We start from the raw sequence: 11591 nt of genomic DNA on the forward strand, positions 1-11591 counted from the left end.
GCCAGCGGGCCGTGCGGTGGCCCGTGGAGGAGGGGGACATGGGTGGACGGCAGGCGACGGCACGGCCTCCGGAGGCAGCGGTTTCGCACGATCTCGTGGGCCGGGAGATCGTCATCGAACCCGGCGGATGCACCGGCTGGCACTACCACCGGGTGCCGCTGATCGCCCTCCTCAGATCCGGGACGCTGACCCGGATCCTCCACGACGACACGGTCGTGGTGCACCACGCCGGGTCCAGCTTCGTGGAGCCGGCCGGCATCCGGCACATCCACCTCGGGCGCAACCTGGGCACCGAACCGGTCGTGCTGTACGTGACCTGCGCCCTGGCCGAGGACGACCCCCTGTCCATACCCGCCCCCGCCCGGCGGTGCCGGTGCGGCTCACACCAGCCGGCGTATCTCCCCACGCACCCGGTAGAAGCCTCCTGAGGCCGCGTGCAGCCCGTCGACCACGTACCGGGCGCCCGCCTCCCGAATCCCCCGCGGGAACTGCACGTTCCAGCCGGGCTCGAAGCCTCCCGACACCACCTGCACCCGCATCCGGCCGCCCTGCTGGACGCACTCGACCACCACACCGCCCGCCGGCGCCGAAGCCACCGAGACCGTGGCCACCGCCGCGGGTGAAGCGGCCGGGGTGTACACGGGCAGGGCCGCGGCCGACTTCACGTCCACCGCCGTCGGCACCGAGCCCTGCTGGGCCGCCGCGATCGCCTGCTCGCTCGCGTCCACGCAGACCAGCGAGCCGTCCGTGGTGACCAGGTACAGCCGCTCGTCCAGATACTGCATGGACAGTGCCGCTCCGCTGCCCGTGCCCAGCTTCCACAGCCGACGCCCCTCCGCGTCGAAGCAGTACACCGACGAGGCGAGGTCGCCCGCGAAGACGTGCCTGCCGTCCGCGGAGGTCGCGCACGAGTACACCGCCGCGTCACACCGGTAGGTGGCCTCCACCGCGCCGGTCGCCTTCGACAGCCGCTGCACGGTGTTGCGCCCGGTGCCCGCATACACCGCGTGCTCCTCCTGCCAGCCGAACAGCACGTTGCCGCTGGTCTCGGTGTGCCACAACTCCCGCCCGCCGTCCGGGGCGTACGCCGTGACCCCCTTGCTGTGCCCGTGGTAGACGCCCCGCTCGTCCGCCCGGACCATCCAGGCGTTGGTACCGGCGGAGCGGCGCGACCACTGGAACTCGTCCTCGTGGTCGATGACGGTCAGGCCGCCGCTGCGGTCGGACACGTTCAGCACGCCCTCGCGGATGTCGAGCCAGAAGATGTCCACATCCGCCGCTATGTCGTACGCGCCGAACGGCACCTTCGACGACAGGTCGTACACCGTGCCGTCGTCACAGCCCGCGTATATCCAGAACTCGTCCGCCACCAGGCATTTCACCCCGTCCGGCAGGGAGTACCGGGCCAGCACCTCGCCGCCGTGGCTCAGCGTGTAGACATCGCCCGCCTGGTTGCCGACCCAGCAGCGGTCCTCGTCCACATGGATCCCGAACGCCGACGAGCCCGTCCGGAAGCGCCACAGCACCGGCGCCACGGCCCGCGCCGTCGACGGCGCCGAGGTGACCTGGCGGCGGGTCACCGACCGCGCGGCGCGCTGCCCGGGCACCGCCGGGGCGTACCCCTTGCGGACCTTCTCCCCGATCTTCTTCGCGGCGGCCGCCCGCGCCTTGTCGGCGGTCGGGAACGAGGAGCTCTGCAGCTGGCCGGCCGCGCCGATGCGCCCGTACCGCACGGAGACGGCCGTGCCGTCGACCGTCACCTCGTAGAACTTGTGCGCAGCGCCGTCGTCCTGCGACAGCTCCAGATACGTCGTCTCCCGAGCCATGACAGACCCCTCCCCAAAGGCCGGGCCACCGGCTCCCTTTCCGCCGGTGATCCCTCGTGAAAAACGCTACGGGTCACCACTGACAATGGGCTGGTGCAGCTGGAAGCGATCACATGGCAGCGGATGGCCGAGCGGCTCGCCGGTCACCTCGACAACCCGAACACTCAGTCTGAGCAGGGCAGTTGGCAGCGGGTGGGCATCGACGGAGCGCCGGCTGCCGGGACCGGCGTCCTCGCCGGGCACCTCGCCGACGCGCTGCGCACGCGCGGGCGGTCGGTCCTGGTGGTGCCGGCGGAGGGCTTCCTGCGGCCGGCCTCCCTCCGCTTCGAGTTCGGGCGCGAGGACGTCGACTCCTACCTCGGCGGCTGGTACGACACGGCCGCGCTCTGGCGGGAGGTGTTCGGCCCCACGGACCCCGGCGGCACCGGGCGGGTGCTGCCCGACCTGTGGGACCCGGCGACCGACCGGGCGACCCGCAGTCCCTACACCGAACTCCCGCCCGGCGGCGCGGTGATCGTGCACGGCCCGCTCCTGCTGGGCCACTGGTTCCCCTTCGACCTCAGCGTCCACATCCGGCTCTCCCCGGGCGCGCTCGCCCGCCGCACCGAGGAGTCCGCACGCTGGACCCTGCCGGCCTTCGCGCGCTACGAGGCGGACACCGACCCGGCCTCCGCGGCCGACGTGCTGGTCCGGGCCGACGACCCCCGCCATCCCGCCTGGACGGGCATCCGGGGGTAGCGGAGGGGCGGCGGCCCCGCGGGGCTACGGCGGATGGCGGCCCTGCGGGGTTACGGCGGAGGGCAGCCCCGCGGGGTTACGGCCTTCCGCCCAGTCGGGTGACGGCCAGCGCCGCCGTGCGGCAGCCCGCGCGGGCCGCCTCCGCCGGGTCCGCGCCCGCCAGCCGGGCCGCGAGGAAGCCGCCGGTGAACGCGTCCCCGGCGCCCGTGGAGTCCACCGCGTCGGCCGGCTCCGCGGCGACCTCGGCGGTGATCCGCCCCCGCTCGGCGACCAGCGCCCCGGCCGCGCCCCGGGTCACCACCACCAGCGGCACCCGGCGGCTCAGCTCCGCGGCGGCCCGGGCCAGCCCGGCCGGCTCCGGCAGCCCGGCGAGCAGCCGCGCCTCGTCCTCGTTGGGCAGCAGTACGTCGGCCCCCGCCACGGCATCGAGGAACCGCCGCGGACCCAGCGTGATCAGGAATCCGGCCGAAGCGGGGTCCACGCTCACCGGCACCCCCCGGCTCCGGGCCGCCCGCAGCGCGACCCGGGCCAGCTCCCGGCTGCTGTCGGCGAAGAACAGGTAGCCGGACAGGTGGAGATGGGCCACCCCGTCCAGCAGGGACGGATTCCAGTCGGCGGGGCACAGCCGCAGCGCGGCCCCGCTGTCCGTCAGGAAGGTCCGCTCCGCGTCCTTGCCGACCAGCGCGACCACCGTCCCGGTCGGCTCCTCCCGGTCGATCACCAGTCGAGGCCGCACCCCCGCGTCCACCAGCGCCCGCTCGTGCCACCGCGCGGACTCGCTGCCCACCCGGGCGAGGAGGCGTACCTCCGCGGCCCCCGTCCGCGCCGCCCAGCAGGCCGCGTTGGCCCCTGCGCCGCCCGGCAGGGTCCGGATCCGGGCGGCCGTGTCGGTGGCCGGAGCCAGCGGTTCCGGGTGGACGGCCACGACGTCCGTCACCACGTCCCCGACTATCAGCAGAGCCCCCGGCCCCGGCCCGCCGGGGCGGTCGGCCTCGCCGGTGCCGGAATCGTCCCGGCCGACCCAGCCCCGTCCGGCCCCGCTCACGCCCGCCCCGCTCACGCCCGAGCCGCCCAAGCCCCCGCGATCCGGGCCCCGAGCCGCACGTTGCCCCGTACCGCCGCCAGGTTCGCCTCCAGCGAGGCCCCGCCCGTCGCCCGTACCAGGAACCCCAGCAGGAACGGGGTCACCGCCTGCCCCGTGATCCCCCGCTCCCGGCACTCGGCGAGCGCCTCGGCCAGCACCCGGTCGTGCAGCTCCGGATCCAGTTGCTCCGCTTCCGCCACCGGATTGGCCACCAGCAGCGCCGATTCCAGGCCGCCCAGCGCGTCCTGAGCGGCCATCACCGCCGCGACCTCCTCCGGCCCCTGCACGGTCCAGTCCACCGGCTCGCCCGAATCGGCCAGGTAGAACCCGGGGAAGCGCTGCGTCCGGTACCCCAGCACCCCCACCCCCAGCGTCTCCAGCCGCTGCAGCGTGGCCGGCACGTCCAGGATCGACTTCACCCCCGCGCACACCACCGTGATCCGTGTCCGCGCCAGCAGGGAGAGGTCCGCCGACTCGTCCTGCGTCTGCGCCCACTCCCGGTGCACGCCGCCCAGCCCGCCCGTGGCGAAGACCCGCAGGCCCGCCCGCGCGGCCAGGAAGGCCGTCGCGGACACCGTCGTCGCCCCGGTCGCCCCCGCTGCCAGCGCAGGGGCCAGATCCCGGTGGCCGAGCTTGCGTACGCCCTCCCCGCCCGCGATCCGCTCCAGCTGCGCCTTGTCGAGGCCCGCGTACGCCACCCCGTCCACGACCGCGATCGTCGCCGGAACCGCACCCTCCGACCGGACCAGAGCCTCCAGTTCGAGGCCCACCGCGAGATTGCGGGGGCGCGGCAGGCCGTGCGCGATGATCGTCGACTCCAGAGCCACGACGGGCCTGCGCCGGGCGAGCGCCTCGCGCACCTCTTCGGACAGGACCGGTCCGCCGGACGGGGATGCAGCTTCTGTGTGCTGTGACATGTCCCCATCCATGGCACGGGATTCACGCCCCCAAACGCACTCCCGCCCCAGCCGTTCCGCCCCACTGGCCGAAACCCTGCGGGTCCCGCGCCCCGGCGGCCCGCCCCCGCACGCCACCCGACCGGGGACTGGACAGGGTGACTCGTCGGCCGGGCGGTTGCTGGACGCTCCGCTCACCGCGCCGCGCGGGCGGGCCGGATTAGGCTGGCGCGCCATGAGCACCAGTGATCACGCAGCAGCAGCGGCTGCCGAGCCGGCCCCCGCCTCCTTCGCCGTCTCCGTACCCGATGTCCCCGACTCCGAGCTGGAGGCCGAGGACCTCGACCCCGACCAGATCGTCTCCGGCGAGCCCGTGGTGACGGGCAAGGTGCTGTGGGAGTCGGCGGACGGCAGGCAGGTGCGCGGGATCTGGCAGATCACCCCGGGCGTGGTCACCGACGTCGAGGCCAACGAGCTGTTCGTGGTGGTCAGCGGCCGCGCCACCATCGAGGTCGAGGGCGGCGGGACCCTGGAGGTGGGCCCCGGCAGCGCCTGCGTGCTGCGGGAGGGCGACAAGACGACCTGGACCGTGCACGAGACGCTCCGCAAGGCCTACCACATCAGCTACTGACCCCCTTCGCGGGCGCGGGCGCCGCAGCGGGGTGCCGGCGGGCGGTGAACAGCGCGAGCGCCGCCAAGGGCAGCAGCAGGCCGGCCCCGATGGCGTTCAGCCAGCCGTAGCCGGCCTGGGACATCACCAGGCCGGCGGCCGCGCCGCCCACGCCCGCCGCCGCGTTCATGGTCAGGTCGCTCAGGCCCTGTACGGCGGCCCGCGCGGGTTGCGGCACCGAGTCGGTCAGCAGGGCCGAACCGGAGACCATCCCCGCCGACCAGCCGAGGCCGAGCAGGAAGAGGCCGGCGGCGCTCTGCGCGTGGTTCCCGGCGGCCGTGCCGGCGAGCAGTGCGGCGACCGACAGGAGCCCTGCCGCGAGGCCGATCACGGACAGCCTGCCGAGCCGGTCGGCGAGCCATCCCATGACGGGCGAGAAGGCGAACATGCCCGCGATGTGACCGCTGATCACCAGGCCGATGAGCTCCAGGCCGGCGCCGTGGTGACCCAGGTCCATCGGGGTCATGATCATGATCGAGACCATGGTGGTGTGCGACACGGTGACCGTGAGGAGGGCGAGCCGGGCCCGCGGGGAGGCCTTGACCGCGGCGAGCCCCGCGCGCAGCGAGCGGCCCTCGCGGGTTTGCTCCCCGGGCGCCGCCAGCGCACGGGCCGTCAGCAGCGGGTCCGGGCGCAGGAGTACGCCGATCAGCGTGCCGGTGAGGACGAAGACGACGGCGGCCCACACGAAGGGGCCCGCCGTCTCGGGTATGGAGGTCCCGGCGAAGCTGCGGCTGGCCGGGGCGGACAGGTTGGGGCCGAGCACCGCGCCGATGGTGGACGCCCACACGACGACGGAGATGGCCCGGGCCCGGCGGTCCGGGGCGGCGAGGTCGGCGGCGGCGAACCGGGCCTGGAGGTTGGCGGAGGAGGCGGCGCCGAAGGCGGCCATGCCGAGGAGCAGCAGCGGGAAGCTGTTGACGGCGGCGGCGAGGACGACCAGGGCCGCGCCGGCCGCGCCGATCGCGTACGCCAGGACCAGTCCGGGGCGGCGGCCGCGCGCGGTCATCAGGGCGGCGAGCGGCAGCGAGAGCAGGGCGGTGCCGATCACGGCGGCGGTGGAGGCGAAGCCGGACATGGCCTCGGTGCCGCTGATCTCGGTCGCGAGGACGGGGGCCAGGGCGATGCTGATGGGCACGCCGAGCCCGCCGAGGATCTGGCTGGCGATGAGCACGGCGGAGGTGCGCCGCTGCAGCCGGGCCAGGTCCGGGAGGCCGGCCGGCGGAGCGGTCCGGTCCGTGCCGGGTGAGGTGGTCACGCCGGACACCCCCTTCGCGGGTGCGGACGCGCCTGCGGATGCGTCTGCGGGGCGCGGGAGGGCGCGCCGGGCGGGGCGGCGGAGGTAGTCACCGCGGCAGTGTGCCACCCCTTACCGCGAGGGGGAACAGGGTTTCGGCTCCCGGGGCTCCGCCCCCGACCCCGCGCCTCAAGCGCCGGCGGGGCTGAAAGGCCGGGGCTCCGGCCCAGGCTCCGCGCCTCAAGCGCCGCCGGGGCTGAAAGAGCGGGGCTCCGGCCTAGACCCCGCGCCTGGAACGCCGGCGGGGCTGAAGGACCGGGGCTCCGCCCCCGACCCCGCGCCTCAAGCGCGGGCGGGGTTGAAAGGCCGGGGCTCCGGCCCAGGCTCCGCGCCTTAAGCGCCGCCGGGGCTGAAAGGCCGGGGGTCCGGCCCCCACCCCGCGCCTGGAACGTCGGCGGGGCTGGAATTGCCCTGCGGGCAATCCGGCCCACCGGGGGCGCGCCGCCCGTGGCACCCATGCCGCACCGCTCAGAACAGCGGCTGCGGGAGCACGCCCTCCAGGGCGAGCAGCAGCCGCTTGGTCTCGACGCCGCCGCCGAACCCCCCGATGCCGCCGTCGTTCTCCACGACCCGGTGGCAGGCCACCACCAGCGGCAGCGGATTCGACCCCATGGCATTGCCCACGGCCTGTGCGGCCCCCGGCTGGCCCACGCGGGCGCCCAGCTCCCCGTAGCCGACGACCGTTCCGTACGGCACGGAGCGGTCCAGCTCCTGGAGCACCTGCCGGTTGAAGCCGGAGCTGAGGCGCCAGTCCAGCGGCAGCTCGAAGCGCCGCAGGGTGCCGGAGAAGTAGGCGGCCAGCTGGCGTATGGGCTCGGCCAGCAGCTCCTCCTCGCCCGGCGCCGGCCGCCGGGCGTCGGCGCCGAGCCGGGAGACCAGCGGGCCGATCATCGCGTCGACCCGCTCCGGCCCGGCATGGAACTCGACCCGGACCAGCCCCTCGGGGGTGGCGGCCAGGAGCAGGGGGCCGACGCCGGAGGCGACGACGGTCCATTCGAGGTGCGGCCCGCGGGGCCGCTCGGTGCTGTCCACGTGTCCACGGTACGGCGGGGGACCGACAGCGCCGTCCTGCCGGCCGCCCCCGCGGGGCTCACAGCCCGTCGACGGCCTCCTGCACCACGTCCGGGGCGTTGGTGATGATCCCGTCCACGCCCATGTCCCTGACCTTCCGGGCGGTCACGGCGTCGTCCACGATCCAGGTGTCCACCTCCATCGCCTGGCCGTGGGCGCCCAGCAGGCCGTGCACCGCCGCGACCCAGTCGGCCGAGATCGTCGTGTGCCACGGGTTGATCCGGTCGGTGAACTCCGCGTACTTCGGCAGGTCCGCCACGGTCGGCGTGCCCAGGAAGGCCGTCACGAGGTCCGGTCGCAGACCGTGCACGAGGCGTACGCAGTCGGCGCTGAAGCTCTGCACCACCAGGCGCTGCGTCACATGGCGCTCATCGAGCCAGCCGAGCTCGCCCAGCAGCTTCAGGGTCTGCTCCTCGATCCCCGGGTAGAGCTCCGGCTTCTTGATCTCCAGCAGCAGCCGCTGCTGGTTGCGCTGCACCCGGTTCATGTACTCCCGCAGGGTCGGCACCCGGGCGCCCGCGAACTCCTCGTCGAACCAGCTGCCCGCGTCCAACCGGGCGATCTCCGCCGCCGTGAAGTCCTTGACCCGCCAGGGCCTGCGGTTCGGGAAGAGCTCTTCGGCGTCGGTGGTCCGGGACAGGGTGTCGTCGTGGATCACGACCAGCTCGCCGTCCTTGGTGCGCTGCACGTCGTTCTCGACCCAGTCGATGCCCAGCCGCATCGCCAGGTCGATCGCTTCGAGGGTGTTCTCCGGGGCGTACGCCGAAGCCCCCCGGTGCGCGTACACGACGGGGGCGCCCAGTGCCGCCCGGTCGGCGGCGGGGGAGTCGGGGCCGGTGGCGGTGGCGGCGGACGAGGCCGCCGAGCCCAGCAGGGTGAGGGTGAAGCCCAGGAATGCGGCGGCGGCCGCGGCGGCGGGTCGGACGTACATGTGCGTTCTCCTCGGGTCGTGAACCCTGTTCCTGCGTCAGACGGGGGCGGAGCGGCAGACGTTGCGGCGATGCACTTCACGGCGGGACCTTCACCGCGATCATGGGGTTGAAGATCACCGGGCCGCCACCGAACTACGACAAACGGACCAGAAGGGATGAGATTCGTCGGGCGCGCCCGGACCCGCCGGAGCCCCGCGGAGCGGCGCGGATGCGTGAGTGTCAGTGGGGGGTCGTACGGTTGACCCATGCGGCCCGTATCGAAGATCGAACGCACGGTGGCGCCTTTCGAGGTCGTCAGCCCCTATCAGCCCAGCGGCGACCAGCCGGCGGCCATCGCCGAGCTGGAAAAGCGCATCCGTGCAGGTGAGAAGGATGTCGTCCTGCTGGGTGCGACCGGCACCGGCAAGTCGGCGACCACCGCCTGGATGATCGAGAAGCTCCAGCGGCCCACCCTGGTCATGGCGCCGAACAAGACCCTCGCCGCCCAGCTGGCGAACGAGTTCCGCGAGCTCCTGCCGAACAACGCCGTCGAGTACTTCGTCTCGTACTACGACTACTACCAGCCCGAGGCCTACGTCCCGCAGTCGGACACCTACATCGAGAAGGACTCCTCGATCAACGAGGAGGTGGAGCGGCTGCGCCACTCCGCGACCAACTCGCTGCTCACCCGGCGCGACGTCATCGTCGTCGCCTCCGTGTCCTGCATCTACGGCCTCGGCACCCCGCAGGAGTACGTCGACCGGATGGTCTCGCTCAAGGTGGGCGAGGAGATCGACCGGGACCAGCTGCTGCGCCGCTTCGTCGACATCCAGTACACGCGCAACGACGTGGCCTTCACCCGCGGCACCTTCCGGGTGCGCGGCGACACCATCGAGATCTTCCCGGTCTACGAGGAACTGGCCGTCCGCATCGAGATGTTCGGCGACGAGATCGAGGCCCTCTCCACCCTGCACCCGCTGACCGGCGAGGTCATCAGCGAGGACCGCGAGCTCTACGTCTTCCCCGCCAGCCACTACGTCGCCGGCCCCGAGCGTATGGAGAAGGCGGTCCGCGGCATCGAGGCCGAGCTGGCCGAGCGCCTCGCCGAGCTGGAGAAGCAGGGCAAGATGCTGGAGGCGCAGCGGCTGCGCATGCGCACCACCTACGACCTGGAGATGATGCGCCAGATCGGCTCCTGCTCCGGCATCGAGAACTACTCCCTGCACATGGACGACCGCGAGCGCGGTTCCGCGCCCAACACCCTCATCGACTACTTCCCCGAGGACTTCCTCCTCGTCATCGACGAGTCGCACGTCACCGTGCCGCAGATCGGCGCCATGTACGAGGGCGACGCCTCGCGCAAGCGGACCCTGGTCGACCACGGCTTCCGGCTGCCCTCCGCGCTCGACAACCGGCCGCTGAAGTGGGAGGAGTTCCAGGAGCGCATCGGCCAGACCGTCTACCTGTCGGCCACCCCCGGAAAGTACGAGCTCTCGCGCGGCGACGGCTTCGTCGAGCAGATCATCCGCCCCACCGGCCTCATCGACCCCGAAGTCGTCGTCAAGCCCACCGAGGGCCAGATCGACGACCTGGTGCACGAGATCCGGCAGCGGGTGGAGAAGGACGAGCGGGTCCTGGTCACCACCCTCACCAAGAAGATGTCCGAGGACCTCACGGACTACTTCCTGGAGCTCGGCATCCAGGTCCGCTACCTGCACAGCGACGTGGACACCCTGCGCCGCATCGAGCTGCTGCGCGAGCTGCGGTCCGGCGAGTTCGACGTCCTGGTGGGCATCAACCTGCTGCGCGAGGGCCTCGACCTGCCCGAGGTGTCCCTGGTGGCGATCCTGGACGCAGACAAGCAGGGCTTCCTGCGCTCCGGCACCTCCCTGATCCAGACCATCGGGCGCGCGGCGCGCAACGTCTCCGGCCAGGTCCACATGTACGCGGACACCATCACCCCGGCGATGGCCCAGGCGATCGACGAGACGAACCGCCGCCGGGAGAAGCAGGTCGCCTACAACACCGCCAACGGGATCGACCCGCAGCCGCTGCGCAAGAAGATCAACGACATCGTCGCCACCATCGCCCGCGAGGAGCTCGACACCGAGGAGCTCCTGGGCACCGGATACCGGCAGGCCAAGGACGGCAGGGTGGCCGTGGCTCCGGTGCCGGCGCTCGGCGGCAAGGCGAAGGCGGGCGGCAAGGCGGCGAAGGGCGCGAAGGGCACGGCCAAGGGCGCCGAGGTGCTCACCGACCGGCCCGCCGCGGAACTGGCCTCGCTCATCGAGCAGATGACCGAGCGGATGCGGGCGGCGGCCGCGGAGCTGCAGTTCGAGGTCGCGGCCCGGATCCGGGACGAGGTGGGCGAGCTGAAGAAGGAGCTGCGGCAGATGAAGGAAGCGGGCCTCGCCTGACCGGGAGCCTGTCAGTAGGGTTGGTGCACGAGGGCGCAGGTGTACGCTGCGCGCTCGTTATCGGGGTGGGCTTATGAGAGGGGACAGCGCGTGACGGTCAACATGACCAAGGGTCAGGCCATCAATCTGCAGAAGGCGGACGGCGGCACGCTGACCGCGGTCCGGATGGGCCTCGGCTGGCAGGCGGCGAAGCGTCGCGGGCTGTTCGGCTCGCGGACCCGGGAGATCGACCTGGACGCCTCGGCGGTGCTCTTCGCCGACAAGCAGCCCGTGGACGTGGTCTTCTTCCGGCACCTGCAGAGCGACGACGGCTCGGTCCGGCACACCGGCGACAACCTCGTCGGCGGCGCCGGCCAGGGCGGCGACGACGAGTCCATCCTCGTCGACCTCCAGCGCGTGCCGGTCCACATCGACCAGATCGTCTTCACGGTGAACTCCTTCACCGGCCAGACGTTCCAGGAGGTGCAGAACGCGTTCTGCCGCATCGTCGACGAGACCAACGGCCAGGAGCTGGCCCGTTACACCCTCGACGGCGGCGGTCAGTACACCGCGCAGATCATGGCGAAGGTGTCCCGTGCCGGAGCGGGCTGGAAGATGACGGCCCTGGGCAACCCGGCCAACGGCCGCACGTTCCAGGACCTGATGCCGTCGATCCTGCCGCACCTGTAGGCGAAGAAGTAC

11 protein-coding genes are annotated in these 11591 nt (G+C 73.0%); 5 read left to right on the top strand and 6 right to left on the bottom strand.

Annotation, left to right across the window (positions count from 1 at the left end; genetic code table 11):
* Nucleotides 1-38: 38 nt before the first annotated feature.
* Nucleotides 39-428, top strand: a complete 390-nt coding sequence (locus tag ACFWBN_RS27570; protein ID WP_385180321.1) for a cupin domain-containing protein — start codon at nt 39-41, stop codon at nt 426-428.
* On the opposite strand, the gene ACFWBN_RS27575 is transcribed toward ACFWBN_RS27570, so the two are convergent.
* Nucleotides 381-1826 carry a WGR domain-containing protein gene (locus tag ACFWBN_RS27575; RefSeq protein ID WP_385180323.1) on the bottom strand — a complete coding sequence of 482 codons (1446 nt, stop codon included), beginning with the start codon at nt 1824-1826 and terminating at the stop codon, nt 381-383. The two genes, ACFWBN_RS27570 and ACFWBN_RS27575, sit on opposite strands and share 48 nt — an antisense overlap.
* Before the next feature lie 93 nt (nt 1827-1919).
* Between ACFWBN_RS27575 and ACFWBN_RS27580 the strand changes: the two genes are divergently transcribed.
* Entirely contained in the window at nt 1920-2564 is a 645-nt protein-coding gene (locus ACFWBN_RS27580) for a uridine kinase (protein WP_385180326.1), read from the top strand.
* Nucleotides 2565-2640: 76 nt separating this feature from the next.
* Here ACFWBN_RS27580 and ACFWBN_RS27585 read toward each other — a convergent pair whose 3' ends face one another.
* Together ACFWBN_RS27585 and ACFWBN_RS27590 are read right to left on the bottom strand one after the other, a co-directional pair.
* The gene (locus tag ACFWBN_RS27585) at nt 2641-3522 is read right to left on the bottom strand and encodes a carbohydrate kinase family protein (RefSeq protein WP_385180457.1); all 882 of its coding nucleotides are present in this window, start codon (nt 3520-3522) and stop codon (nt 2641-2643) included.
* A gap of 98 nt (nt 3523-3620) precedes the next feature.
* Nucleotides 3621-4565, bottom strand: coding sequence for a pseudouridine-5'-phosphate glycosidase (locus ACFWBN_RS27590; protein ID WP_385180328.1), 945 nt, complete (start codon nt 4563-4565; stop codon nt 3621-3623).
* 214 nt (nt 4566-4779) lie between these two features.
* Between ACFWBN_RS27590 and ACFWBN_RS27595 the strand changes: the two genes are divergently transcribed.
* Nucleotides 4780-5175 carry a cupin domain-containing protein gene (locus ACFWBN_RS27595; protein ID WP_385180330.1) on the top strand — a complete coding sequence of 132 codons (396 nt, stop codon included), beginning with the start codon at nt 4780-4782 and terminating at the stop codon, nt 5173-5175.
* Here ACFWBN_RS27595 and ACFWBN_RS27600 read toward each other — a convergent pair.
* The 3 genes from ACFWBN_RS27600 to ACFWBN_RS27610 all read right to left on the bottom strand — a co-directional run bounded on the left by ACFWBN_RS27600 (nt 5165) and on the right by ACFWBN_RS27610 (nt 8513).
* Entirely contained in the window at nt 5165-6472 is a 1308-nt protein-coding gene (locus ACFWBN_RS27600) for an MFS transporter (RefSeq protein WP_385180332.1), read from the bottom strand. The two genes, ACFWBN_RS27595 and ACFWBN_RS27600, sit on opposite strands and share 11 nt — an antisense overlap.
* Nucleotides 6473-6979: 507 nt before the next feature.
* A complete protein-coding gene (locus tag ACFWBN_RS27605; RefSeq protein ID WP_385180335.1) occupies nt 6980-7543 on the bottom strand; it encodes a methylated-DNA--[protein]-cysteine S-methyltransferase in 564 nt (187 codons plus the stop codon).
* Nucleotides 7544-7601: 58 nt separating this feature from the next.
* Nucleotides 7602-8513, bottom strand: a complete 912-nt coding sequence (locus tag ACFWBN_RS27610) for a glycerophosphodiester phosphodiesterase (RefSeq protein ID WP_385180338.1) — start codon at nt 8511-8513, stop codon at nt 7602-7604.
* 246 nt (nt 8514-8759) lie between these two features.
* Between ACFWBN_RS27610 and uvrB the strand changes: the two genes are divergently transcribed.
* Nucleotides 8760-10910 (top strand): excinuclease ABC subunit UvrB, encoded by a 2151-nt coding sequence (gene uvrB / locus ACFWBN_RS27615; RefSeq protein ID WP_385180341.1) that lies wholly within the window; start codon nt 8760-8762, stop codon nt 10908-10910.
* A 90-nt stretch (nt 10911-11000) separates the two neighbouring features.
* Nucleotides 11001-11579: a TerD family protein gene (locus ACFWBN_RS27620; RefSeq protein ID WP_385180344.1), complete on the top strand. Its 579-nt coding sequence runs from the start codon at nt 11001-11003 to the stop codon at nt 11577-11579.
* Nucleotides 11580-11591: the final 12 nt, after the last annotated feature.

Source organism: Streptomyces sp. NPDC059989 (assembly GCF_042736975.1).
GTDB lineage: Bacteria > Actinomycetota > Actinomycetes > Streptomycetales > Streptomycetaceae > Streptomyces.

Coding starts and splice junctions, on each gene's coding strand:
- ACFWBN_RS27590 (WP_385180328.1), bottom strand. CDS start 4,565: ATGTCACAGCACACAGAAGCTGCATCCCCGTCCGGCGGACCGGTCCTG.
- ACFWBN_RS27595 (WP_385180330.1), top strand. CDS start 4,780: ATGAGCACCAGTGATCACGCAGCAGCAGCGGCTGCCGAGCCGGCCCCC.
- uvrB (WP_385180341.1), top strand. CDS start 8,760: ATGCGGCCCGTATCGAAGATCGAACGCACGGTGGCGCCTTTCGAGGTC.
- ACFWBN_RS27610 (WP_385180338.1), bottom strand. CDS start 8,513: ATGTACGTCCGACCCGCCGCCGCGGCCGCCGCCGCATTCCTGGGCTTC.
- ACFWBN_RS27570 (WP_385180321.1), top strand. CDS start 39: ATGGGTGGACGGCAGGCGACGGCACGGCCTCCGGAGGCAGCGGTTTCG.
- ACFWBN_RS27575 (WP_385180323.1), bottom strand. CDS start 1,826: ATGGCTCGGGAGACGACGTATCTGGAGCTGTCGCAGGACGACGGCGCT.